We start from the raw sequence: 24,513 nt of genomic DNA on the forward strand, positions 1-24,513 counted from the left end.
TGTCCTTACGCGAAAGACGTGTCATCCAGCCTCCTTCCAGAGCGCCCCGCTCCGGGTCAGTTTCAACTTGGATGGCAGGTCTCCTGACTTCGCGGGTCAAAGCTTGGTCGACCTTCCCGACCCCTTCGAGGTCAGTGGTATCTTCGACGTCGCTCACCGCTTACAGTTGCGGGGGCAGTCACGGAATTGGCGCCTGATGGCTACACCTCACCGTGTTCCCTTTTCATCCCGCGACCTTGGGTCTGGCGGGAACCATCAGCGCTACAGAAATCCGGCCTGCGGCAGTTTGTCAAGCATTGTGGACCTGCCAGCGCTGAAACACGCCGTAAAACGGGTGTTGTCCGGCCTTCGAGATATGTGCGGGCCTGGCAGGTCAACCGGGGGTGTCACTTCTACAGAATCACCTCACATCACGGGCGCCAGGTGGGCGGTCAGCAGCACGGCGATGATCATCAGTTCGACCAGCAGCGGCAGCAGCATGGACGGAGCCGGGGTCGGTGACATCCACCAGCACGATCTGAAAGATCTTGCGACCGGTTTCGGCCCGAGGCTGCTACTCTTGGCAATCGTGGCGAATGACCGCAGGCAGCCCAAAGCGGTCGTGACCGTCCTTCACCCAGGGCGGGAAGCGGTCTTTTGCTGCGATTAGCCTCAAGGTCAGCTAGGTGGACCGCAGCAGTCATTTGCCGGTTCCCCCATGAATACTGCCTTCATGGTCCAGGCAGCATCCCAGAAATGAGTTGAGCTTGGAGAGCTCAAGCCGACGCCGGCAATGCGATCAGCAAAACTCTGCAATCTGATCGATGCGAGCAAGTGAAGGAGCAAACGGGCAAAGGTGCGAGCCGTTGTACCGCAGTGCCTTGTTTACTCAGGTGCCAGCGTGTTTACTAATGTGATGGATCCGCGGCATCGGGTCGCCATTATAGCTACAGAACGGAATATAGCTTTGTCCGATGAGCTTTTCACAACCAGTAAATCAGACCTGTTGTCCGACGCCAGCGGACGTCTATCGCGCGCTGATGCCTTCGCGCGAGCCCGGGCCGTCGCTGATGCTCTTGAAGTTGCTGGCCTGAAACCGGGGGACAGGGTCGCGCTTCTTTGCCGTTCCCCCGCTGACGCCATCATCGGGTTCATTGCCACGCTGATGACGGAGTTCGTTGCGGTTCCCGTTCACCCGTCCTCTCCACCGGCCGCCACGGCAGGGCTGCTCGTCGCCAGCGGCGCGGCGGCGATGATCAGTGACCACGGGGACTTCGCCGACTTGACCGGCGCAGACACCATCGCGCACATAAGCTCCCGCCTCGATCCCGTGGCCTGCCATGCCCCGACACTGTCAGGCAGCGCGGACCAGATCGCCGCGTTGCTCTACACATCCGGTACCACCGGCGCCCCCAAGGGCGTAACCATCACGCTTGGCAATCTCCTTGCGATGACCGACCGGCTGGTGCACGACTTCTTCCGAGTCGATGACACGGACACGCTCCTATTGGCCGCGCCACTTGCGAATGTCTACGGAACCGCCCTTGTCGCAACGGCGCTGCGGGCCGGCGCCACCTTGTCGATACCTGCTGTACCGCGGCCGGACACGATCCTGGAGGCGATGCGCCGCGACAAGGTCACGTTCATGGCTGGCGTGCCGATGGTGGGCGGCATGATGCTCAAGGCCACCGGAGACACCAAGAACCCCTTGCCTGATCTGAAGCGGGTGCTTCTCGCGGGCACAAAGCTGGACCCCAACATGGCCAATGCGATTGCCCGGCGCTTTGATTGCGAAGTCATGACCGGTTACGCAATGACCGAAGCCGTTCCCCTGGCCATGATGCTGGATACAGCGCAGCTTGGCGGTGGGAATGTCGGGAGTGTTGCAAAGGGCGTTGAGATGCGGATTGTCGACACGGGTTTCGCCCCCGTCAAACCGGGTGAGCCTGGTGAAATCCTGGTGCGTGGGGCGGTTGTGACGCCGGGGTACTGGCAAAATGACACTGCCAACGCCGCAGCCTTCCATGACGGCTGGTTCCGCACAGGCGATATAGGTCGTATTGACGCCGACGGTCACCTTGAACTCATCGACAGGCTAAAGGAAATCATCAAGACCGCAGGCAATACCGTCTATCCATCAGAGATCGAGTCGGTGTTGCGCGATCACCCCGGGGTCGGCGAAGCGGCGGTCATCGCCCAGCCCCACGACGGGGTTGGCGAAATCGTGGTCGGTTACTTCACGGGCACACCGGAACTCGACACCAAGGCGCTGCGGACATGGTGCCAGGACCGTCTTGTAAGCTGGAAGGTCCCGCGCAGGTTGGTACAGGTTGGGGCGATGCCCATGACGCCATCTGGCAAGATTTCCAAGGCGCAGCTGCGGATGGAGCAAGGACGCTCGGCATGACGCAAGCGATGCCAAGCGCTGAAGCAAAAGTCCACCAAGCCCTTCTCGGCAACGATCCAGGGCTGGCGCAGTCGATGCTTGACCAATCAGGGGACGAAATCAATGCCCGTCAGGGCGCGCTTCTGCAGGCGCGTATACATCTGCGAGCAGGAACTCCCGAGGCTGCTATAGAGGTGTTGCGCGGCATGGAAACGCCGAGACCCGCTGAACTGCGGGTCATCGCGTGGGCTTACTATCAAAGCGGTGATGCCCGGGCCGCGCTGGATGCGATCGACGCTGCGATCAAGGCAGATGACAAGCCGGCCAAAGAAACCGACGCCCTGCTGCGACTCCGTGCGGCAACGGATCTTGGAGACCGGGCCCAGGTCACCAATATCGCCGAACAGGCGCTGGCTGCGCATCCCGGCAACCCGGCATTGCGGCGGCAATCGACATTGTCGTTTCTCGCTGTTGGCGCCATTGATGAGACAGCGGATTTGATCGCGACCTTGACGGTCGATGACAAGGTCCCCCACAGTGCCTTCATTGATTTTATCGAACGTGGTCTGCGTCATGGCCACGCAGCCGCAATCATCAAGGGCATGCCTGCAATAGAACGCTTGTCGAACAACCGCTTCGACATGTACTTGAGGCGGGCCTGGGCCACCTTTTCCGACGAAGAAAAGCAGGGCAGCCTTTCGACCACGTTGGCCGATGTCGCCATTTGTGCTGGGTCGCCGACATTGCTTTCCGCTGCTAGCAACCTCCTGATAAATGACGGCAAGTCCGAAACCGCACTCGATCTGGTGCGTCAGTATCGGGCTCGGCATGGCGCTTCACCGGATCGCGGCCTTGATCAGCACAAGAAAACCCGCCCCCACGCGGATGTGGACCACGCGGTACCACATGGCGATCTGCTCCGGAAATGGCTGGGCTTGCCCGTGGAGGCGCCGGGCGCATGGGCGCGTTCTGTCTGGCAGGGAGCGACCGACCGCAAGGAGATCAAGGCTCGCCTGCAAGCAGACCCTGCTGCCTGGACCAACTTCATGGAATCCCTTGAGATGGCTGATCTGGGGCATTTGCGTGCACTCGCCGAAACCAGGGCCCCTGCTATTCTGGCCACCACACATGCGGGGGTCCTAATGGGCACCCTGGCACAGCTCGAGAAGAACAGTATTCCTGTCGAGATCGTCGGGGGCAACTTCGTCATGTCTCGGCTCCTGGATGGTGGAAACCGCCTGAACTCGATCCCAAAGGACCAAAGCCCGACCGCAACCGCTCGCGTCCTGATGCGCCACATCCAGGAGAGGCGGATCGTCGGACTGGCATGCGACGGCACGCTGGGAAGTCAATTGCATCGGACGGTCCACGAGCGGGTGAACTTTGCGCTTCCGGATTCCATTCCGCAGCTTGCACATCGGTTCGGTCTGCCGATCGTCTGGGTGGCAAGCTACTGGAAGGGCGCCAGGATCGTCTGTGACTGCGAGCCCGGGCCAGGGGTTGCAGCAAATGAGAGCTTCGAAGCTTTCCGCCAGAGATGGTTTGACTTCGCGCTGGACCGGATAAGGTCGATTTGCATTGCCTCGGGTCAGAACGTTATGCCCATAGCACGCCTAATCCAGGAAGAGGCAGTCACCTGACCGTCCCCATCGCCTTGGACGGTCTGCTGCTGCATTGTTGTTGAACCACCTGATCCTCCGTTTCCCAACTGTGGGTGCAGACCACTTCAATGAGGGAGGCTCAATACTGCCTGATAGGAGCAGCTATTCCTGACTCATTAAAGTTCAACGCGTCGCATCCGCCCTTTCCTGCAGGTTTCATCTTGAACTCTCTTCAGCAGATCACTTGTTGATTCCCAGACTGCAGAATACCGCTGGCATCTGCTGTCCCTCATAAGGAAGGACCGGAGTAGGGGAACGCCATAGCGGACCTTTCTAAAGGTCGGGCTGCTTGTCCGCTGTGGGCCGTCGTGTGACTTTGCAAACGCCGCGATCTGCGCATACCAGCAATTCACGCGATGCGCAGCGAACGTCCGCTAACCGCCCGACTCTCCAGTTCAACAGCCGTGGATGTCTCGATGTGGGAACAAGGGATCATTGATCAGGTGAAATGACAGAGATGCCCACGGAACGCGACGGAGGCCAAGCACTCTTACTTACCTGCCCTCTGAATTGATGATGATCTGGGAAACTAGCTAGTCAACAAAATGGAACAACTATGCTTCCAAAATGGAAGACCAATGCTTCATGCTCCAATTGTTGGCCTTTGAAGCATAGGTTTTCCATTGCAGGGCATGATTTCCTGAACAGATCTTGTCATGAGCTCCAAAACCCCCTGAAGTTCTTAACTTTTTTGAAGCAAAGATTTTCCTTTCCGCAGGCAATAGAAAAGGGCCGGCCTAGGTCGACCCAGCTATTCGCATTGTCTGGGTGGGCTACCTATTATCTACCCAACAGAGCAGCTGCAGGAGTAGCCTGTACATCAACCTGAGTCCGCTTTGTGCAGGGAACGCCGCTTGCAACGCTTACCAAACAAGCTAGACCAGTGACGTTGCAGGTTCGCCTAACATCACTGGAGATCTGATGATTTACTATGACAAGTTTGAGACGTGGGCGGGGGATTTCCGCGACCTGATAGTTGATCTGGTGGGTAAGCATGTAGTTGGTAACCTCGCTGCATCTAGTTTCGAGTATGTTGAAGATGCAGGAGACTATTTGGCCACCCATACGGACATTTTAACCGCCTCAAGCGAAATTCAGAGTTGGCTTCAGTCACGTGAGTTTTGTGTTTTCCATGGAACGAGATTGTTACCCGAAGAAATTCTCTCTGTGCAACGGACAGGGCTGCAACCCCTAAGAGCCACAGACCGCGAACAACGCCTCAGAGAAATCCTTGATCGCCATCCCAAATGGTTTTCTGTAAAAGACAAACTCTGTGAAGTGCTTGCAGATGTTGGTCCTGGGGAAAAGCAAGGCCGGAGAGAAAGGCAAGTCCATTTTAGCCTTTCTAGGTCAGGTCTAGTCAATGGTTTCGACCATTACTTGACCCACGGGTCTGAGTTTGATCAGCACGTTGTGCGGCGTTTGTTTGGTGATCGATCAGGCCTTCAGCTGCTGAACTCTGAGACTGTTCCTATCCTTGTTCATGTCCGCATCAATGGTGGGGAGCTCATTCGAGGAACTCACCCATACTCCAGCTATTCCGACGTCGTCGACATGGGCGAAATCCCTGGGCTTGCGCGGACCTTTCTGGACGCTTGGGCATTCAAAACAGCGAAACCAAGCTTTGAAATCGCAAAGCTACAAACCGACTGTTGCATGATGCAGCAGGTCGCAACCCCGCCCGAGCGGATCCTCAATATCGAAAAGCTTGGTGATTTGGCGGCTGTCTAAGTCCCGAGCAGAACCCCAAGCCAGATGCCCGCTGCGGACTGGCAGCGGCACACTGCGATCGCAGCACTCGGCTTGCAAGGCAGCGACCTATCGGGGGCGAAGCTACTGTTTGCTACTTGCAGCAAGCCACGCGGGTTCCATCACGACCTACGCCATCGCAAAGGTGGCCCTGATGCCCAGTCCAATCCATAACGTATTGGCATTTTAGTCCTTGGCTTGCACACAACCCAGCCCAATGATCATGCCCATCTATGACCCTTGTGAAACCGCCTGTGTGATCGATTAGTTCGCTGTCTCTATCCGCAGGACCTTTGTGATTAGCGAAGCCGTACCAGGTACAACCCGACTTCGCTGGTTTGCCATCGGTCAAACACGTACCAACACAAAAATCATAACTGCCTTGGCAGCCACCTGTTGTCTGAAGGCAGTGGGACCAGCGATTGAAGCATTCGCTTTGACAGGTCTGATCGAGCGTACCCGCGCTGACTGAAACTGAAGTAAGTACCCAAATAACTGTGCTGTAAAGAAGCGCTTTCATGAACTCTCTCCTTTAAAATAGGTCGTTCCCCCAAGTCGCTGTTAGTATAATGCCTTTTGGCATTGGGGCAAAAATGTCTTCTTAGCTCAGGTCGCGTGAGGTTCTACACATGGGATTGGGAACGCTACGACGCTTTGACTGAATTTGTGAGATTTTCCGCGTCGATTCAGTTGATCCTCCCCCACTGAAGTGGTCCGCCCCTATAGTTAGGAAACGGAGGATCAAAGATGGGAATTAAACGCCACAAACCGGAAGAGATTGTCACGAAGTTGCGGCAGGTTGAGGTGCTATGCGGCCAAGGGATGCCGCGAGTTGATGCGATCCGCCAGGTGCAGATAACCGAGCAGACGTTTTACCGCTGGCGTAAGCAATATGGCGGTATGGGAACCGACCAACTGAAAGAACTCAAACGGCTCCAGAAAGAGAATGATCGCTTGCGCCGGGCCGTGTCCGACCTGACGCTGGACAAGCTGATCCTATCGGAGGCCGCACGGGGAAACTACTGAGCCCTTCGCGTCGCCGCGCCTGCGTTGAGCATGTGCGAAGCCAGTTTCACATCTCAGAGCGTCGCGCTTGTCGTGTCTTGGGACAGCATCGATCCACACAAAGACGGATGCCTGTTGGGCGTGCTGACGAAGATCGCCTGGTGGCCGACATGATCGCGCTGACGCGCCAGTATGGTCGCTATGGTTATCGCCGGATCGCCGCTTTGCTGAGAGATGCAGGCTGGCTGGTGAACGACAAGCGTGTCGAACGTCTGTGGCGACGCGAGGGGCTCAAAGTACCGATGAAGCAACCCAAAAAAGGGCGGCTCTGGCTGAATGACGGTTCTTGCGTCCGGCTGCGACCGAAGTATCGCAATCATGTCTGGAGCTATGACTTCGTTCATCATCGAACGGATGATGGAAAGGTGTTTCGCACCCTCAACATCTTGGATGAATATAGTCGGGAATGTCTGGCGATCCGTGTGCAGCGGAAGTTGAACTCGACCGAGGTCATCGACGCGCTGACGGACCTGTTCATCCTGCGTGGTGTCCCTGCTTTCATTCGCTCCGATAACGGCCCTGAGTTTATCGCACAGTCTGTCCGGGACTGGATTGCAGCCGTCGGAGCCAAGACCGCTTACATTGAACCGGGATCACCATGGGAGAATGGATACTGTGAAAGCTTCAATGCCCGGTTCCGCGACGAGCTGCTCAATGGTGAAGTCTTCTACAGCTTACGGGAGGCGCAAATCCTGATTGAACAATGGAGGAAGCACTACAACACCAAACGGCCACATAGTGCCTTGGGCTACCGCCCACCGGCCCCGGAAACCATCGTCCCGATGGAACCCAGGCCAATCATGCACTAACATTCAGACTGGACCACTTAGGTGGGGCTGATCAGTTCCATACACGACGGTGCGATCATAACTCCTAAGTGACTCAAAAAGTTCAGCCCCACCAGGCAAATTATAGATAGTATTCAAATGAGATGTTAGAACCGTCTCGTCTTCCGGGGAAATGCCGATCACAAACGAGATAAACCCCTCGTCAATCAAAGCCTGAATAGACATTTGTTTTTCCTCTAATTATTTCGTCATCTTATCGAAAGGGGGGCAGCCCTGTAGGGCTGCCCATCCTCGCGGCATTTGTAGGTTAAGCCCCTAGCATGCCGGACTGTGCCAATTGAAATATCATCCTTCGAGCAACGGTGCTCGGCTATTCCGAATTCAGGCAGCCAGACATAGAGGTGCAGGCTAGTGATTGATCTGGCGACGATTGGCGGATCAGATCGTTCCGCAGCTAGCACACAATCTGCCAGCCAGACAGCGGACGTGCCGCCGAGGATCGAGCACAGCACCTCGCGCCCGACCAACCATTCAGCAAATCGGTCATAGTCTCGAATGTGCAAGCCCCAAAGGTCAATCGTTGCGCCATTGTCCAGCAACAGTAGCCCAGCTTCATCTACCTCTTGGACTTTGCCGCTGGTAACGCCGCCCTTAGTTGTTGCGCCCGAAGCAATCTGGCTGAAGGCGGCTTGCGCACTCAACAGGCAAACTGCAAGCCCAAGAACGATGACTGAATTAAGGGGCCGTCGGCCTGTGCCACAACCAGCCTCCGTGTTTGTTTCGTCCGTCGGCCACGTCGCCTGAGCGGCCCTTGTACTTGACGTACTGGTCAAAGACAGGGAGAGAGACACAGACCTCTTGCCGAGCAATCTTTGTGCCAGACTTAGCAAGACGCTAAACGAAAGGTCGCTAACCTTCTCTAAAAAATAACGCACGATCAACATCCGCCCCTTAAACAATACATACGTCTGTGAGCCGACGGCACAAACGAAAACTTCATTTCCGCAAGTTATAATTCTGACTGTTGGGGTCAACGGTCATTATGCCGCAAGTTGCATCCTCATTAGCTCTTTCTTACCGCCATCCAGCGTGCGATCCACCCAACTCTCTTCAATGTAGTCGCCATCAAACAGAAGCCTTGGCTCGCGCCAGCAGAGCTCGGCGATGTTTTTCTCGCTGCGCAAGCCTTCCAGAACGATCCGGGTTTCTTTCTCATACACGCTACTTGGTGGTCTTGGAGAGCGAAATACCATCCTTTACAAAACCAGTTTAGATACCCCACAGGGCCTGACGAAGCTGTTCATTGAGGGCGGTTGTCTGATGGGTGCGACATGTCGGAGCAGCCAGCATTCATCTGTTGAGGCAGGTCATGGCTCTGTGCAGGATATCAGCCATTAGACAAAGACATTGAAAGGATCGGCATTATGTCCGAGCAAATGCGTTCATATAGCACCGCGCGCAGGTTATTCTCCATTCTCGAGTTCGGCGGCCGGGTGATCATCGCTATCGGTCTCATCGTGGGATACATCCTTGCGGCATCGGTCGAAACCTATGTCTCGGATGGGACTAAAATTCTCCTGTTTCTTCTCGTTGGTCTCGGCGCCTCCTTCATTGGCCTCATCGTGATTGGCGCCGTTCAGAACTGGCGCGCCGGTGTGGACTCGGCGGAGTACAATCAGCAGATGCTGAAAGTGGCGCGTGACCAGTTGGCGGTGTCCAGACAGGCCCTGAGACAAGGTACCACTCAGCCCCAGGGCTTTGCCGCCGCGACACAGGACACGCCTCCAACCAGCCGACACGGTTTCGCGGCGGACAGGCGCCAAGCGACGGCGCCGCCTCGGCCTGAACCACAGAGCCAGCCTCAGGCACAGGCCCGCGCCCAACCCCAACCGAACGGGGCCGAGACCATCGCATACAAGGGCAAGACCATCGAGATCAGAAACGGCGCCTATGCCTACAACAGCCTTCGTTTCGAAACCCTGGAAGAGGCACAGGCCTATATCGACGAACCCGGAATGAGGTCCTTGCCAGAGCCCTTCCGAGCCCCCGAATGATCCCCATAGGCACCCCCAACCCCTATGTGTATCGCCTATGTGTATTCAGCCCGGAACATTGATGCACATAGCTGACCAGAAAGAGGCCCATTCAAACCGTGACTTCATCCGCTTTCGCGTCTTCACCCACCACCCCAAATTGCAAGATAGCCTGCCCGGCTTAACCCCATGCGTATTTCAATAGACCATCACACCCTTCGCAAAGGCTGGCTCTTCAAGACGACCTTCTATGAGGTCCATCTCTCTGTTGCCTTTACCCATGAAGAGAAACAGATCATCCGGCAAAGGGGACTGCTCAAGACCAAGCTCGTGGATCGGCGTCCCGCCAATGCCCGGGTAGATGATCGCGATGAGAAGTTCGAGCTGCGCGTCGAACATCTGATGGATGGGCGCGTGGATCGCTTCCTCTGCGCCACGCCATCTCAGGCCAAGATCTATGAAGAAGATCTTCTCGCAGTGCTCGCTCAGATGAAGCTCTGGCTTGATGACAATGCCGAGACCGGCAGCCGGACGTGATCCTCCCCCACTGAAGTGGTCCGCCCCTATAGTTAGGAAACGGAGGATCAAAGATGGGAATTAATCGCCACAAACCGGAAGAGATTGTCACGAAGTTGCGGCAGGTTGAGGTGCTATGCGGCCAAGGGATGCCGCGAGTTGATGCGATCCGCCAGGTGCAGATAACCGAGCAGACGTTTTACCGCTGGCGTAAGCAATATGGCGGTATGGGAACCGACCAACTGAAAGAACTCAAACGGCTCCAGAAAGAGAATGATCGCTTGCGCCGGGCCGTGTCCGACCTGACGCTGGACAAGCTGATCCTATCGGAGGCCGCACGGGGAAACTACTGAGCCCTTCGCGTCGCCGCGCCTGCGTTGAGCATGTGCGAAGCCAGTTTCACATCTCAGAGCGTCGCGCTTGTCGTGTCTTGGGACAGCATCGATCCACACAAAGACGGATGCCTGTTGGGCGTGCTGACGAAGATCGCCTGGTGGCCGACATGATCGCGCTGACGCGCCAGTATGGTCGCTATGGTTATCGCCGGATCGCCGCTTTGCTGAGAGATGCAGGCTGGCTGGTGAACGACAAGCGTGTCGAACGTCTGTGGCGACGCGAGGGGCTCAAAGTACCGATGAAGCAACCCAAAAAAGGGCGGCTCTGGCTGAATGACGGTTCTTGCGTCCGGCTGCGACCGAAGTATCGCAATCATGTCTGGAGCTATGACTTCGTTCATCATCGAACGGATGATGGAAAGGTGTTTCGCACCCTCAACATCTTGGATGAATATAGTCGGGAATGTCTGGCGATCCGTGTGCAGCGGAAGTTGAACTCGACCGAGGTCATCGACGCGCTGACGGACCTGTTCATCCTGCGTGGTGTCCCTGCTTTCATTCGCTCCGATAACGGCCCTGAGTTTATCGCACAGTCTGTCCGGGACTGGATTGCAGCCGTCGGAGCCAAGACCGCTTACATTGAACCGGGATCACCATGGGAGAATGGATACTGTGAAAGCTTCAATGCCCGGTTCCGCGACGAGCTGCTCAATGGTGAAGTCTTCTACAGCTTACGGGAGGCGCAAATCCTGATTGAACAATGGAGGAAGCACTACAACACCAAACGGCCACATAGTGCCTTGGGCTACCGCCCACCGGCCCCGGAAACCATCGTCCCGATGGAACCCAGGCCAATCATGCACTAACATTCAGACTGGACCACTTAGGTGGGGCTGATCAAGAGGTCCGTAACTGGATACTTCCTTTGTTCCTTCTCGGAAACAACCGTCGACAATACGCTCTGCCGCACCAGCGGCGAACACCCCTCTAGCTTCTCAAGAAACCGCTCCTGCCTGATCCGGCTTATGAACACCCAAAGCACCAAAAGATTGGCCTTGAGGCCGTAGTGGTTGCGATGGACACCGCGTTCCAGAATCTCGGCATATTGATCGACTGACCGTGCCAGGCTTTTTCGCGCGGCTTTCGATTGGATCGGTTCGGTGCCGCGATCCACCTCCAAAGCGAAGGCGCGGAAACTGCCACCATAGTCGAGGGCGAAAAGTTGATCCGGGATCAGCTTGCCTCGGTTCAGCGGGATTTCGTATGAGGCATTGCGTTTGGCCAGGATGGTGTGGGCTGGGATGTAGCGCACGCTCTGCCTGGCAGCCGCAATGTCGATGGAGCTGGTCACACAGGACGTGGCATAGCCGTGCCACCAATGGCCAGTGGGTCGCACCGTGGGTTCAGCAATGCCGAGGTCATTGAGGTGATCCTTCGCCGCTTTCGTCAGATCATAGATATAGGGATTGAAGTCAGCCTGTTCGGTGGCACGCTGTTGTGGTGGAAGACACAGGAAACCACCGGCGCGCAGTTTCTGCATTTGCCGAAGTGCCGTGTCTTTGCAGCGGTGTGTGTCCCGGGTCAGTTCATAGAGATATTGGGAGGACTGAGGTCCGTGGCGTTCAATGTGTTTCAGCCAGCGGATCTCTCTGGCCGTTGGTCGCACATCTGGTTGCGATGCAATCCGGTAAAACGTCGATCTGCCGATGCTGTCGGTCATCTTCATGGGCTGAACACTAGCCGGGATCACAGTTCCGGAGAACGAGAAGTTGGATCATCGTCCTGATTTTCTTCAGGTTTATCCTGGTTTTGGTGATTTGCTGGTTCGCTATGTTCCGGTTTGTCCTGCCATGGGGAGGCATAGGTTCTTCGGCTGTGTTCGCGGATGGCTTTCAACTCGTCTTTGGTTGTACGGGGTCGATTTTCCAACACAAAGAATGGAAAGCTGATCGGCACGGCAGATTGGGTGAGACCGCGCACAAAAGTGGCAAATGTGCCTTTGGGTTGTTTCTGGATGATCTCCGGTGTGCTGGCCATTTGACCGGCCAGGGCGCGCGCATCTCTGGCCGAGACACCGCCTGCCAGCTTGATCGAGGTGTTGGCTTCAAAGGCTTCCTGGAGGCCACTCGACAGTTGCCCCAGATATTGGTGCGCCATGATCATGCCGACCTTGTATTTGCGCGCCTGACTGAGAATGACGCCGATATTCTGATCGAAGTAGTCCTGGGCTTCATCAACATAGACCATCACCGGCAGGCGGTCATGACCTGGCAGGGTGGCGCGTTCCTGAGCCGCCTGGGCAATCAGCGCAATGAAGAACCGCCCGAAGATCTCCGTGCCTTGTTCTTTGAGCAGGCTCTTTGAGGTGTTGATCAGGATCAGCTTGCCCGCATTCATCTCGGTGAACATGTCGAGCTTTGATTGTGGGTGGGAAAACATGCGCTCAAAGGTCTGGTTTTCGAGCACGCCATAAAGGCGGCGCAGAACCTGTGTCTTGGTGTTGGTGAACTCTTTGCTGTCAAACTCGGTCTCAAAGAAACGCCGAGGCGTGCCGTCGAGCTTTGCAATGTGCTCCTGGTAGGCGTCCGTGCCGCCGGGTTCCATCAACTCGCGGAGCGTGTGAATGGTGGCATCAGGAATATGGAACATCAGCCGGGTCACATAGCGGAAGACCACGCTCTGTTTGGCGGTCATGCCCGCCGAGAGAAGCGATCCCAGCACGAAGTCATAAAGCTCGATGATCGAGTTGGTGAGGCGTTCACGCTCCAGGGCGTCGTAGTTTTGGAGCCGCTCTTGCCCCACGGAGAAGAGATTGAGGCTGACGGGGAAGGCGATGTCCTCTGGATCAATCAATACGATCTGTTCCGGTGGCAGGTGCTTGGCCTTGAGAATCGTATTGATCAGATCGCCCTGGCTGTCGATCACGACAACAGACTTGTCCCCTCTGGCGACCTCTTCCAGATCTCTGGCAATGAAATACTGCAGCGTTTGGGTTTTGCCGTGACCCGATCCTGCCACGATATGGCTGTGTTCAAATCGGCGCTCTTCCGGGATTTCAAACGGGGTTTTGAGCGCGAAGAGCTCTTTCAGGAACGTGCCGGACAGGTAGGTGCCAACCACATCATCGCCCTTGTAGTCGCGCGGGAAGACCGGTTGGCTGCGGTGGGTCTTAGCAAGATTTGCATCAAGCCGTTCGCGCAGCCGCTTGAAGTGGTTGTAGTCATTGTCCTGGAAGAAGGGGGCAATCACGTTCTGCACGGCATTGCCAAGCGGGTGAACGAACTGGGTCACCTCAACCAGCACATCGCCATCAATCGGTGGCACCGCCTCGGCAAACGTGGCCAGGCTCTCGGAGATCACCTCTAAGGCTGACAGCACCATCACCCGATCACTACGCGCCTGGCCTGCCCGGGCCAGCATGTCGCGATAGCGGGCACCTTCTACCGTGTTGCAGAGCGCCGGGGGTGGCGGGATGTCCGGCTGCAAGCCTTCCGCTTCGAACAGGCCCCGACCGATTTCAAGGAGCTGCAGTTTCAGATGGTCCGGCGTGTCCGGTGGCCAGTGATGCGCCAGGGCTGTGTTGATCTCTTCATCCGAGAGTTGTGCTGTGCCTGAGAGAGCGTGGCGGTACAGCAGGTCAGTTTCCTCCCGGGCAAGACGTTCCAGACGGGCGGGGCTTTCCAGATACATGCGGATACCGACATAGAGAACCGCGCCCAAAATCAGGAAAGGCGTCACAATGATCGCCAAGGCCAGAAACAGCGCCACTATGACGAAGGTGACATAAGTGCCAAAGAAACCATCCAGCGGAGACGTGCTCATCAGAGTTCCACCACGGTGCGGCTGCCAGTCTCGGCGTTGTCATCCAGCCAAGCCTTCATCTGGGTGAGCATTGCCAGTAGTTCTTCCTCATAGATCTTGGATTGCGAAGGTGTGGCGCAGAGAAAGCGATCCGTGCGTCCATCCATCAGATGTTCAACCCGCAGCTCGAACTTCTCATCGCGATCATCCACCTTGGCATTGGCCGGGCGACGATCCACCAGCTTGGTTTTCACAAGTCCCCTTTGGCGGATGATTTGCTTCTCCTCGTGGGTAAAGGCGACAGTGAGATGAACCTCGTGAAAGGTCTTCTTCAGCAGAAGCCCTTTGCGGATGGTGTGATGATCGATGGAGATACGCATCAGGTTAAGCCGGGCAGGCTACTTTGCAATTTGGGGCGGCGGGTGAAGACGCGAAAGCGGATGAAGTCATGGTTTGAAAGGGCCTCGTTTTGTTCAGCTATGTGGCCCGATGTTCCGGGCTGAACACACATACGGAATACCCATAGGGGTTGGGGGTTCGTATGGGGGTCATTCCGGCACTCGGAAGGGCTCCGGCAACGACTTTGAAGCGTAGGTATCGATATAGTGCTGGGCCTTTTCCAGGCTCTTGAACGGGATGCCGTCGTACGAGTAGGTGTCGCCTTCAACGAGGATAGTCTTCCCACTGTGTTCGATCTTCTGTCCCGCACTTGTTTGAGGCTCGGGTTGTACTTTTGGCGCCCGGGAGGCCTCACGCTTTTCCGCTGAAAAGCTGCGACGGTTGGCAATTGGGCTTTCCTCCGTCTTAGCGGCATAGCCGTGCGGCGAGCTGTTGTTCTGTTTCAAGCCCTGCTTGGAAACGGCCAGTTGGTCACGCGCCACCTTGAGCATCTGTTGATTGTATTCGGCGCTATCGACACCAGCGCGCCAGTGTTGCACTGCCCCTACAAAGAACAGGCCGACCAGTGAGCTGCTGGCCCCCATGAGAAAGAGAAGCACTTTTTGGGAGTCGGGCACGTAACGTCCAGCGCTGCCAGCCAGCGTAAAGCCAGCAATGATCCCGACAACCACTACAAGCCAACCGACAATCTCCAGAATAGAAAACAACGTGCGTGCCACGCCGTATGAACGCATTTGCTCGGACATTTTGCTGGTCCTTTGAATAGAATTTCCTAATGGAAAACATCCTGCACAGCAGCCATGATCTCTCAATAGTTGAAACGGACATGCTCCATCATGTCGCACCCGAAGAAAAAAACCGCCCTCATCGAGGACGGTTGAGAAGGGGCTGGATTCAAGAACCTGATTTCGTGTCGGCAATCACCCCAGCATCGCGCGCCAGAGCGAGCGCCTCAAAGCACACCACATTGTGCCCTTCGCTTTCCCATGGCTTTATTGGCCTCGGCACCAGCCCGGCCAAATCTGGAAACTGTTCTCCGAAGGCAGCGGCCTCTACATAGACATTGTCGAACCGCCTTTTACGCTCAACGATGAAATGGATGAGCGGCAACTCTTCACCGACCGCCTGGAAGGCTTTCAACACCGCGATCTGTCGCTTGCCCTTTCTGGTCGCCGTGTCCGGGTTCTCACTTACCAACACATCGGGTTTGTGTTCGTCGATCCAGCTCCGCAGTTTCTCGGCGGCTCTCTCCGGCGTCTTGTGTTTCTTCCCGACCGCATCCCAAGTCACCGGAATGCCATCCTCAAACACCACACAAGCGATCCGTTTTGTGCGCACCGCCACCGCCAGCACCCGCTTTCCGCTAGCGGTCATGTTCCGTCCCGCTTTCGTCTAATAATCGCTGCTGCAGACGCTCAAGCGTCTGTACCCGGTTGTGGTGGCCCGGGATGGATTTTTCTGGCTCCGGCAGGTTGCTCAGACGCTGATCCAGCTTTTTGCGTATCTCATCGAATATTGCCCCATAGAGGCTTTCGAAGTTCTTCCCGTAGACAAGAGAAAGGGTGCAGATTTCCCGTATCGTCGGCAGGCGCTGGCCACGTTCTAATTGGCTGATCCGGTATTCGGATCCACCGATAAGGTGACCGCAATCCTTCTGGGTCAGGCCGGACATCTTACGCGCGGCCTTAAGATCAAAAATGAACTCATCAAACATACTTGGTTTGGTTAGCGAATAACGGACTCCATGGTAGCCCCTCGCTCCACGTCGGGAAACTGGTGACGGGTTGCAGTGTTTGAAAACGGGTTTTGCCGGTTCCAACCGAGATCGGATCCTGGCTGAGGGATCGAGAAGCGAAAGGGCAAAGCCCCTTTCGCCTCGCCAGGACCCGCCCCTGCAGACCGGCGGCAAAACCCGTTTTCACCATTTCCCTACGGGTATTTTTGCGCATTTTGCTACCCCGCGCCAGACGGGCCGACCCGTAGTTTCACGCAAGTCGAAAAGAACAGCCCACCCTTTTCAGGATGGGCTGAATGCCGCGACCCGTTCCCTGGGCGCCTAGTATTCGCTCGCCAGCATGATTGTCAGCACCCGATGGGTCAAATGCGGGTTGGCAGCATCCGGCGAATGCCATTTCATCTGATGATCGAACGGATCGATCTTCCAAAACAGCTTCTCACCATCCACCTCAAACGCACCAAAATCATGCTCTCCGCGAGGGTCATTGTCCTCGGAGAAGTCGTCATAGGCGATGACGGCACGGCCTGCTTTAGCTAAGAACGCTTCACCCATGGATTGGACGCCACAGGTTACAACAACCGTTGCGTGATCGAGTTCGCCATGACGCAAAGCGTCATTGAGTCGGGCAATGCGTTTGGTGCGAAATTCTTCGTCCACCTTCCAGACCGGGTTCGTTTGACCACCGCACTTGTCGCAGGCGAACTCGTCAAAGGTAGTCTTCAGCACCCAGTCATGAAAGGTGACACTCCACTCCGCCCAGGCATCCCGCACCACCTGTGGTGATCCACAAATGCTGCAGGTGGGGTAGGCGCCGATTAGTTCCCAGGTTTCGATGTCTTTTGGCATGTCTCTCTCCTCGCGCTTGCATGGGCCTGACCAGTTCAGACCCATGCGCCGCGAGGCGAGGCAGGAACGCTCCAATGAAATTGTGCGGCAGATCGGATTGACCGAAAAGACGGACCCACTTGCATTTGCTGCAAGTTGCGATTTCCTGCGTACGGAGCCGTCTGGAAGCTGAACACTCCGAGGTGCAGAATAACTGGGTGAGATTTTCCCTGGAAAACGTAACGACCCTGGGGCTGGCCTTTCGAAACAGCGGCAGCTTTCCTTTTGGCATCCGCCTGCAGGACCGCCTGTCGCACCTATACATCATCGGTCAGACCGGAACGGGCAAATCCACTCTGATCGAGCACATGGCCCGGCAGGATGCTGCTGCTGGTATCGGGTTCTGTGTGATTGATCCCCATGGCGATCTGGCAGAGCATCTGGCGGGCACCCTGGGCGAGGCAACCCTGTATTGGCGTGTTGCCGACCCTGACAGCCCCTACGGATACAACCCGCTGACCCGTACCAGCTCTGCCCTCAGACCATTGGTCGTGTCCGGCCTTGTGGATGCCTTGAAGGCGCAATGGGCAGACGCCTGGGGAGCGCGTATGGAGCACCTGCTGCGTTATGCTGTCTTGGCGCTTCTCGAGAGGCCGCAGACCAATATGCAGGACATTCTGCGCCTCTACCTAGAACATGATTTCCGTGCGGAGGTTTTGCACCATGTGAAAGACGAGCAGGTGCTACGTTTCTGGCAGGAAGAATTCCCGGCCATGAACTACAAAACCGCCGCCGATGGCATCGCTCCGATCGCCAACAAGCTCGGTGCTTTCCTGGCTCACCCGGTGGTGCGTCGAGCGGTTTGCGAACCACGCGAGCCATTGCGCTTTCGTCAGATCATGGATGAAGGACGGGTTCTAATCATCAACCTGGAAAAGGGACGGCTTGGATCGGATATCGCCAATGTCCTGGGTGGGCTGCTTGTCTCCAGCATGACCCACGCCGCTTTCACGAGGTCCGCCCAGGCTGAAACCGAACGCCGTCCCTTCATGCTCTATGTCGATGAATTCCATTCTTTCACCACGCAGACCATCGCAGACCTCTTATCTGAGACCCGCAAGTACAGGCTTGGTGTCACCCTCAGCCAGCAACATGCACAGCAGTCTGATCCGGCAGTGTTTGCCTCGGTAATGGGCAACTGCGGCAATCTGATTTGTTTTCGCACCGGCGCGCTCGACACACCCTTGATGAGCAGTCAGCTCGGGCGGGTGGAACCGCACAACATCACGATGCAGCCCAACTACAACGCTTTCGTGCGCCTTTTGGTATCTGGAGAACGCATCCGCAGCTTTTCGATGACAACCATCCCACCCGACGGCTGCATTTTCTGAAAGCCGGGCCGTCTTTCGAAACCGTGCAGCTCGGGTATCCTGAGACCAATGGACAAAGACGAACACTTACAACGCCATCTCGAACTCTGCCGCCGCGTTTTTCAACGTATGTCGGCAGACGGTTCCTGGCCGTGGAAGGAGGGCGCAGATTCGACAGAATCCGAGGATGTGCTAGAGTCAGCGGATATTCCCAATGACCTATGAAACCCTGCTTCGGATACATCCGGGTCAGCACGCTCAAGCAAGGCGAGGGCGTGTCCCTGCAAGAACAAAAGGACGCGATCCTGGCTTTTGCGAGTCGGAACAATCTCGATGTCCTTGATTGGTTTGAGGAAAAAGAGACCGCAGCCAAAAGCGGGCGCCCAAAGTTCAATCAGATGCTCCGGCAGTTGAAACGCGGCAAGGCGTCCGGGTTGATTATGCACAAGATTGACCGCTCTGCCCGTAACCTGAAGGATTGGTCGATTGTGTCCGAGCTTCCTGACCAGGGCATTGATGTCTATGTGGCGACCGAAAGCTTGGATTTCACCACGCGAGGTGGCCGTCTCACCGCAGACATGCTGGCTGTTATCGCCGCCGACTTCATCCGCAACCTTCGCGAAGAAACCAGGAAGGGCATTCGGGGCAGGTTGAAGCAAGGGCTTTACCCGTTTCGTGCGCCAATCGGATATCTCGACACCGGCAAGGGCAATCCAAAGGCGCAATGCCCACGGAAGGCATCGTTAGTCAGGGAAATGTTTGATCTCTACGGGTCAGGTCAGCATTCATTGCGCAGCCTGCAATCCGAGATGAACAGGCGGGGCCTGCTCAATCATGCTGGCAAACCTCTCAGCCTCCATGGTGTCGAAACCATTCTCAAAAACCCCTTCTACATGGGCATCATTGAAATCAAGAACTCGGGCGAAGTCTTCAAGGGCATTCACGAACCAATCATATCGCCATCGCTGTTCCAGTTGGTTCAGGACATAAAGGCGGGGCGATGTGGCCCGAAAGTCACCCGTCACAACCACCTGTTTCGCGGGCTGTTTCGGTGCGGCCATTGCGGCAACCCGATGTCACCCGAGCTTCAAAAAGGACGGGTGTATTACCGGTGTCAACGACCCGATTGTGCCACCAAAACCATCCGAGAAGATGTGCTCGACGCGTTTATCTATCGGGTGTTCAGCAAGTTCCAGATTTCCACTGAAGACGCCGATAAGCTTGAAAAGGACTGGCTTGATACCCAGGAGCAAACCACGCGTGACGAAACGCGGAAATCCATCGAGTTACGTATCAGTTCCGTTGAGCAAGGGATGCGCCGAGCCACGGACCTCTTAATCGAAGGTACACTCGACAACGAAACCTACCTTGAGAAGAAGAAAGAAGCGGCTCTGACCATCGCACGGCTGCAGGAAGAACTTCGAAAACTGCCTGATCCAGCTGACGTTGAGGCCAATACCCGACAGTTTATCGAACTCATGAAAACCCTTGCAGAGCTTTACGAAAGCCTCAAGCCGAACGAAAAAAGGGAGTTCATCGAAAACGCCTTCTCGAACCGAACCGTCGCTGGGAAAATGCCAGAATTAGAGCCGTATTCTTGGCTCGAAGAGGCCGAAACAGGCCTGAGTGTCTTGAATGGTGCCCCACATCGACACACAGATCGAACTAATCGCATCCCTCGCGAGCTGCAGGCAGTTTTCAATCTGATGAAGCGCGGTAAAGCCACAGACGACTAGTCAGCCTAGGTGTAACGCCTTGCATTAATTGGGTTAGTAGTTGAAATATTTGATAAATTTGATTTACTGAAGTCAGAGTTGTCCCTTGAGATCTGCAGACAACAACTGAATGTAGATCAACAAGGGAGAACGTAATGTCTTGTGAAAAATGTGATGGAACCAAATGGGTTGTAGTTAACGGTGAGGAGCATGGATGCCCGAATTGTTCCAATTCACGAATATGGAAAGATAGGGATGGAAGAGTGCTGGTCAAACCCCTCTTTGATGGCGGAAGTATGCTGTTGACCGACAGATACCCCAGTTAAGCCTCATTGGTCGGAAATCTGGAAAAGGCCAGAAGATCCGGCCTTTTTCTTTTGTCCAGACGTGCTGCCTGGTAAGTTTTGCAAGGTGCCCCACATCGACACACAGATCGAATTATTCGCATCCCTCGCGAGTTGCAGGCAGTTTTCAACCTGATGAAGCGTGGTAGTGCCACAGACGACTAATCCGTCGAGAAGTGCTGTCTGGCAGATTTTGCAATGTGCCCCACACCGACACACAGACCGAACTATACGCATCCCTCGTGAGCTGCAGGCAGTTTTCAATCTGATGTAGCCTGGTAGTTCCCCAGAAGACTAATTCGCCGAGACTCGCCGCAAGGTGAGTTGTACAGTTGTGCACAAGTGAGGGGACGAACCAACCACACTACCAAGTGTGCCGATAAACTGAGTAATCTACTAGTCGTTTACCTTCCTTGCCGCAACTGCATCAATCTCCACAAAGCAGCCTTCCTTAACAAATCCGGAAACCTCAACGAGTGTGCTGGTCGGTTTGCTGTTGACGAACAACTCATCTCGCACCTTTGATGTTACGCTGGCCTTTGCGATGTCTTTTACATAGACTTGGAGCTTCACGACATCATCAAACGACATTCCGCCTTCGCGGAGAATTGCACCTATCCGGTCGAAAACCAGTCGGGTCTGGGCTTCTGGGTCACCAATATGGACGATCTTACCATCAATGTCTTGCGGGAGTTGGCCAGTCACGAACATTAGGTTGGTATCGCCACATGGTACAATAACGCCTTGGCTGTAGGCCTTGGTTGGAATTCGAAGTTCCGTCGGGTTAACCTTTGTGTTGGTCATATTTTGTCTTTCCATATTTCTTCCATTGCGATTGCAACTTTTGCTGGGTTGTCTGATTGATAAACATTTCTGCCGATGCAGTAGCCCGAAAGCCCAAGGCATCTTGCGAACTTCGCCCGCTCCACGATTTTTGAGCTTTGTTCTCCACCGGCCATCACAACCGGTGGATATTTGACCAGTTTATCATGAATTTGCTGCTTCGTTTCTTCAGAGACTACGCTCTCATCAGGCAGCCAAGTTTTTATAACGTCAGCTCCTAATTCATAGCAGAAACGGATTTGCTGCATCAGGTTTGCTGAGTTTTTCTCTTTCGGTACTGAAACCATGAACATTACGGGTAACTTGTTCTGGTGAGCTTCTCCGATAATTCTCGAAACACTGCTCAATTGCTGAGACAATTGCTCTTCCTCCAAGTCAAAATCAACCTGAACTGAAATGCCTACTGCACCAAGGTCAATCGCCTGGCTCACCCCACATACTGTGAACTTATAATGCGTGAAGGGAGCCCCGAAACATTGCACAATCAGTGGCAACTCAAGAAGGCTGTTGAAGTGTCGAGCCATCCCATAGTTCATGACGACAGAACCGAAGTGAGGTGTTGCTTCAGAAAGAACGCACCTCAAAGTCGCTAAGTCTACAGATCCGCTATATTGAGTCAGACCATGGTCTAGCGCCAGTACCTTGGTCAGCAAACCGTTAGGCGTTGGGGATTCGGGATGTTTCAATTGCACCTTGCCTATCACTAATTTCAATCAACCTTGTTTCAAGCATAAATCGTTCGTTCGTAAGCTGTCGATAGTGGCGGTAGATTCCAAAGAAGAGGATTGCCGCAGGTATTGCAAGCAACAGTGCGCCTTCGACAACGGCATAAAAATGGAGAAAAACCAAGTAGAAGCATAGGACTACGATTGCCGCTGAAAAATGGCCGGTGAAATGAATAAGTGCAGCATGGCGCTCAATATGGATCTGTGCTTTCTCATTTTCTTCGTTGCAAGCAGCTTGGTAGTCTGCACGATGTTGGGCCCAGGCAGCATTGAAGTCTCCGTGCTTGGATCCAGTGAGAACTTCAATCTTCGGGCTATATGAGAAAACTCTTCGAAAGAAGGGAGTATGGAAGAATACCCCTGAAATAAAATGGCCGCCAGCGTAACACGCTGCTGCCAGCAAGATGTAGGTTATGCTTGAGCTGCCTAAGCTCTGTAGCAGCAAGACAAAGTCTTGCCCAAGCAAGACAGAGGTCAAGTGCAAGCAGCAGACGATCACCACTGTTCCTGGAACGAAATATCCCAACAGATCCCTAAGAAGGAAACCATTGTAAATCTGGTTGAAAAAGTCTTGCACGCAATCTCCATCCGTTCGTCGAAATCGTTATACAAACTTGGCTCAATCACTTCAACAAGCGAACCTCATGTTCACGTCCGTCGACTACTTTCTCACCGGGCAATCAATCTACGATCAGAGGCAAACGAACCCAGGACGAGTCTAGTAGCTGTCGAACCACGAACTAAGGTCTCGACATTGTGGTGGCCCCACGGGGGTCGATCCGGTGTAGTGTCCTCTGCATCCAATCGCTCCATTGCGCTAGTTGAGAACAACCTGGAGAAGCCAAACTTGGCCGAACTATATGGTTCTTGATCTCGTAAAAAACAGATACTTGGATCAGTTCCTCCAAATAGCTCTCAGCCCATCACATAGGTTGGCCCAAATTTGCATCATTTCAACGCGCTGATCCCAGTAGGTTGTGCGGTTGTATGTCCTTCGGATTGCGTTCGGGTCTTGGTGCGCTAATATGGCTTCAATGACATCTGGATTGTATTCACGAGAGTTTAGAATCGTGCTAGCGGTTACTCGAAAGCCATGCGCAGTGACTTCGTCTCCGGAGTAGCCAAGCCGTCTCAAGACGGTATTAAAGGCATTTTCAGATACTAGTTTTCGGTTCGAGATCAATGACGGAAACAGCAACTCCACACCCTTGATTTCAGACCAGTTCTCCATGACGATTTCGAATGCCTGATCGGAAAGAGGCACCTTGTGTTCCCGCCGCATTTTCATGCGAGTGGCCGGGATCGTCCATGTGCGGGCGTCAAGGTCGAATTCCTGCATTCTCGCCCCTCGCGTCTCCCCTGGTCGTGTGCAGGTCAGTATCTGGAACTTCATGGCCGCTGGGATTACCGGCCAACCAGGATACTCATCGAGACGGCACAGCAATTGGCCGAACTCCTTCTCATCAGTGATGGCTGCACGACCCTTGACCTTCGGAGGTAGTAAGGCGTCTTTTAATGCGGCAGAGGGGTCAGCAGGGGCGCGCATAGTGACCATTGCCAGCCGGAAGATAGCTGAAATCGTAGCGCGCAGCTTCTTTGCAGTTTCTCGCCGTCCGCTTCGTTCGATCGGCTTCAAGAGATGCAGGAGCTCAGCAGCGGTGATTTGGTCGATCGGGCGGGTGTGCAACGGTTTCGAGAGATCTTCGATATGCCAACGCTTCTTGCGGAGAGTTGCCGGGGCCAGTTCACGATCCACCAGGCTTTCGTAGTATTCATCGGCCACCTCTTTGAACGTCATGCGTTCTTTCACATGCGCGTCAATTCGATCGAGTTTCTTCTGGATCGAGGGGTCAGTGCCATCTGCAAGTAGCCTTTTCGCTTCATCACGTTTGCTGCGTGCTTCAGCCAAGGTCATCACGGGATACTGCCCGATGGTGAGTGTTTTCTCTTTCCCCATGAACTGATAGCGAAATTGCCAGGATTTCGTACCGGTTGGTCGAACCAGCAAATACAAACCCCAACCATCATTCACGCGGAAGGGCTTATCCTTTTGTTTTAGCTTGCGTATCTTAAGGTCCGACAGGGGCATATTGGGCACAGCACTCCCGAATTGCTCATTTGCTGGTTTGTACCCAGTTCTGTACCCAGAAAGTGGTGCGATTTGTTGGGTACAGGGGTTCAGCTATGAGCAGCAAAATACCCGAAAAACGCTTGTTTTTCAAGGCTTTTGAGCATCTATGT

General features: G+C 54.9%; 21 protein-coding genes and 1 riboswitch. Of the genes, 9 read left to right on the plus strand and 12 right to left on the minus strand.

The genetic code is table 11. The annotated features are described in order from the left end of the window. Positions 1-56: 56 nt before the first annotated feature. A riboswitch (cobalamin riboswitch) is annotated at positions 57-272 on the minus strand. Positions 273-985: 713 nt separating this feature from the next. From ACO07D_RS07420 to ACO07D_RS07435, 4 genes are all read left to right on the plus strand, one after another. Further along, positions 986-2,386, plus strand: coding sequence for a class I adenylate-forming enzyme family protein (locus ACO07D_RS07420; RefSeq protein WP_421702322.1), 1,401 nt, complete (start codon positions 986-988; stop codon positions 2,384-2,386). After that, positions 2,383-4,005 (plus strand): hypothetical protein, encoded by a 1,623-nt coding sequence (locus tag ACO07D_RS07425; protein WP_421702323.1) that lies wholly within the window; start codon positions 2,383-2,385, stop codon positions 4,003-4,005. The genes ACO07D_RS07420 and ACO07D_RS07425 overlap by 4 nt, the downstream gene beginning before the upstream one ends. A gap of 942 nt (positions 4,006-4,947) precedes the next feature. Beyond that, positions 4,948-5,757, plus strand: coding sequence for a hypothetical protein (locus ACO07D_RS07430; protein ID WP_421702324.1), 810 nt, complete (start codon positions 4,948-4,950; stop codon positions 5,755-5,757). Between the two features lie 765 nt (positions 5,758-6,522). Continuing rightward, positions 6,523-7,649, plus strand: a protein-coding gene (locus tag ACO07D_RS07435; protein WP_421701028.1) for an IS3 family transposase whose coding sequence is annotated in 2 segments (ribosomal slippage) — positions 6,523-6,787 and positions 6,787-7,649 — 1,128 coding nt in all. Because the reading frame shifts where the segments join, the coding sequence is not laid out codon by codon here. A 1,019-nt stretch (positions 7,650-8,668) separates the two neighbouring features. Here the strand turns inward: ACO07D_RS07435 and ACO07D_RS07440 are convergent. Beyond that, positions 8,669-8,848, minus strand: a complete 180-nt coding sequence (locus ACO07D_RS07440; protein ID WP_421702325.1) for a hypothetical protein — start codon at positions 8,846-8,848, stop codon at positions 8,669-8,671. Between the two features lie 204 nt (positions 8,849-9,052). On the opposite strand from ACO07D_RS07440, the gene ACO07D_RS07445 reads away from it, so the two are divergent. The 3 genes from ACO07D_RS07445 (at position 9,053) to ACO07D_RS07455 (ending at position 11,378) form a co-directional block, all read left to right on the plus strand. Continuing rightward, positions 9,053-9,682, plus strand: coding sequence for a hypothetical protein (locus ACO07D_RS07445; protein ID WP_421702326.1), 630 nt, complete (start codon positions 9,053-9,055; stop codon positions 9,680-9,682). 168 nt (positions 9,683-9,850) lie between these two features. Beyond that, on the plus strand, positions 9,851-10,198 hold the full coding sequence (locus tag ACO07D_RS07450) for a hypothetical protein (protein ID WP_421702327.1): 348 nt from the start codon (positions 9,851-9,853) through the stop codon (positions 10,196-10,198). 53 nt (positions 10,199-10,251) lie between these two features. After that, positions 10,252-11,378 (plus strand): IS3 family transposase gene (locus ACO07D_RS07455; RefSeq protein WP_421702160.1). Its coding sequence is split into 2 segments (ribosomal slippage): positions 10,252-10,516 and positions 10,516-11,378, totalling 1,128 coding nucleotides; the frame shifts between segments, so codons are not numbered across the junction. 17 nt (positions 11,379-11,395) lie between these two features. Here the strand turns inward: ACO07D_RS07455 and ACO07D_RS07460 are convergent. From ACO07D_RS07460 to ACO07D_RS07490, 7 genes are all read right to left on the minus strand, one after another. Then, a complete protein-coding gene (locus tag ACO07D_RS07460) occupies positions 11,396-12,238 on the minus strand; it encodes a replication-relaxation family protein (RefSeq protein WP_421702328.1) in 843 nt (280 codons plus the stop codon). 20 nt (positions 12,239-12,258) lie between these two features. Next, positions 12,259-14,334, minus strand: coding sequence for a type IV secretory system conjugative DNA transfer family protein (locus ACO07D_RS07465; protein WP_421702329.1), 2,076 nt, complete (start codon positions 14,332-14,334; stop codon positions 12,259-12,261). After that, a complete protein-coding gene (locus tag ACO07D_RS07470; protein WP_421702330.1) occupies positions 14,334-14,693 on the minus strand; it encodes a hypothetical protein in 360 nt (119 codons plus the stop codon). The genes ACO07D_RS07465 and ACO07D_RS07470 overlap by 1 nt, the downstream gene beginning before the upstream one ends. 168 nt (positions 14,694-14,861) lie before the next feature. Next, positions 14,862-15,458, minus strand: a complete 597-nt coding sequence (locus tag ACO07D_RS07475) for a hypothetical protein (protein ID WP_421702331.1) — start codon at positions 15,456-15,458, stop codon at positions 14,862-14,864. 148 nt (positions 15,459-15,606) lie between these two features. Continuing rightward, positions 15,607-16,086, minus strand: coding sequence for a hypothetical protein (locus ACO07D_RS07480; RefSeq protein ID WP_421702332.1), 480 nt, complete (start codon positions 16,084-16,086; stop codon positions 15,607-15,609). Continuing rightward, a complete protein-coding gene (locus ACO07D_RS07485) occupies positions 16,076-16,426 on the minus strand; it encodes a helix-turn-helix domain-containing protein (RefSeq protein WP_421702333.1) in 351 nt (116 codons plus the stop codon). The genes ACO07D_RS07480 and ACO07D_RS07485 overlap by 11 nt, the downstream gene beginning before the upstream one ends. Positions 16,427-16,768: 342 nt before the next feature. Next, on the minus strand, positions 16,769-17,296 hold the full coding sequence (locus ACO07D_RS07490; protein WP_421702334.1) for a DUF3768 domain-containing protein: 528 nt from the start codon (positions 17,294-17,296) through the stop codon (positions 16,769-16,771). A 119-nt stretch (positions 17,297-17,415) separates the two neighbouring features. On the opposite strand from ACO07D_RS07490, the gene ACO07D_RS07495 reads away from it, so the two are divergent. Continuing rightward, positions 17,416-18,666 (plus strand): type IV secretory system conjugative DNA transfer family protein, encoded by a 1,251-nt coding sequence (locus tag ACO07D_RS07495; protein WP_421702335.1) that lies wholly within the window; start codon positions 17,416-17,418, stop codon positions 18,664-18,666. A gap of 200 nt (positions 18,667-18,866) precedes the next feature. Beyond that, positions 18,867-20,381: a recombinase family protein gene (locus ACO07D_RS07500; protein WP_421702336.1), complete on the plus strand. Its 1,515-nt coding sequence runs from the start codon at positions 18,867-18,869 to the stop codon at positions 20,379-20,381. 719 nt (positions 20,382-21,100) lie between these two features. Here ACO07D_RS07500 and ACO07D_RS07505 read toward each other — a convergent pair. The 4 genes from ACO07D_RS07505 to ACO07D_RS07520 form a co-directional block, all read right to left on the minus strand. Then, positions 21,101-21,508 (minus strand): RidA family protein, encoded by a 408-nt coding sequence (locus ACO07D_RS07505; RefSeq protein WP_421702337.1) that lies wholly within the window; start codon positions 21,506-21,508, stop codon positions 21,101-21,103. After that, entirely contained in the window at positions 21,505-22,239 is a 735-nt protein-coding gene (locus ACO07D_RS07510) for a class I fructose-bisphosphate aldolase (protein ID WP_421702338.1), read from the minus strand. The genes ACO07D_RS07505 and ACO07D_RS07510 overlap by 4 nt, the downstream gene beginning before the upstream one ends. Next, positions 22,205-22,849: a hypothetical protein gene (locus ACO07D_RS07515; protein WP_421702339.1), complete on the minus strand. Its 645-nt coding sequence runs from the start codon at positions 22,847-22,849 to the stop codon at positions 22,205-22,207. The genes ACO07D_RS07510 and ACO07D_RS07515 overlap by 35 nt, the downstream gene beginning before the upstream one ends. Before the next feature lie 318 nt (positions 22,850-23,167). Next, entirely contained in the window at positions 23,168-24,361 is a 1,194-nt protein-coding gene (locus tag ACO07D_RS07520) for a tyrosine-type recombinase/integrase (RefSeq protein ID WP_421702340.1), read from the minus strand. Between the last annotated feature and the right edge of the window lie 152 nt (positions 24,362-24,513).

Source organism: Aliiroseovarius sp. (genome assembly GCF_965228805.1).
Lineage (GTDB): Bacteria > Pseudomonadota > Alphaproteobacteria > Rhodobacterales > Rhodobacteraceae > JASBTN01.

Excerpts from the sequence above, each read along its gene's own strand:
- ACO07D_RS07425 (WP_421702323.1), top strand. The coding sequence starts at position 2,383 with ATGACGCAAGCGATGCCAAGCGCTGAAGCAAAAGTCCACCAAGCCCTT.
- ACO07D_RS07430 (WP_421702324.1), top strand. The coding sequence starts at position 4,948 with ATGATTTACTATGACAAGTTTGAGACGTGGGCGGGGGATTTCCGCGAC.
- ACO07D_RS07445 (WP_421702326.1), top strand. The coding sequence starts at position 9,053 with ATGTCCGAGCAAATGCGTTCATATAGCACCGCGCGCAGGTTATTCTCC.
- ACO07D_RS07450 (WP_421702327.1), top strand. The coding sequence starts at position 9,851 with ATGCGTATTTCAATAGACCATCACACCCTTCGCAAAGGCTGGCTCTTC.
- ACO07D_RS07460 (WP_421702328.1), bottom strand. The coding sequence starts at position 12,238 with ATGAAGATGACCGACAGCATCGGCAGATCGACGTTTTACCGGATTGCA.
- ACO07D_RS07465 (WP_421702329.1), bottom strand. The coding sequence starts at position 14,334 with ATGAGCACGTCTCCGCTGGATGGTTTCTTTGGCACTTATGTCACCTTC.
- ACO07D_RS07470 (WP_421702330.1), bottom strand. The coding sequence starts at position 14,693 with ATGCGTATCTCCATCGATCATCACACCATCCGCAAAGGGCTTCTGCTG.
- ACO07D_RS07475 (WP_421702331.1), bottom strand. The coding sequence starts at position 15,458 with ATGTCCGAGCAAATGCGTTCATACGGCGTGGCACGCACGTTGTTTTCT.
- ACO07D_RS07480 (WP_421702332.1), bottom strand. The coding sequence starts at position 16,086 with ATGACCGCTAGCGGAAAGCGGGTGCTGGCGGTGGCGGTGCGCACAAAA.
- ACO07D_RS07485 (WP_421702333.1), bottom strand. The coding sequence starts at position 16,426 with ATGTTTGATGAGTTCATTTTTGATCTTAAGGCCGCGCGTAAGATGTCC.
- ACO07D_RS07490 (WP_421702334.1), bottom strand. The coding sequence starts at position 17,296 with ATGCCAAAAGACATCGAAACCTGGGAACTAATCGGCGCCTACCCCACC.
- ACO07D_RS07500 (WP_421702336.1), top strand. The coding sequence starts at position 18,867 with ATGAAACCCTGCTTCGGATACATCCGGGTCAGCACGCTCAAGCAAGGC.
- ACO07D_RS07505 (WP_421702337.1), bottom strand. The coding sequence starts at position 21,508 with ATGACCAACACAAAGGTTAACCCGACGGAACTTCGAATTCCAACCAAG.
- ACO07D_RS07520 (WP_421702340.1), bottom strand. The coding sequence starts at position 24,361 with ATGCCCCTGTCGGACCTTAAGATACGCAAGCTAAAACAAAAGGATAAG.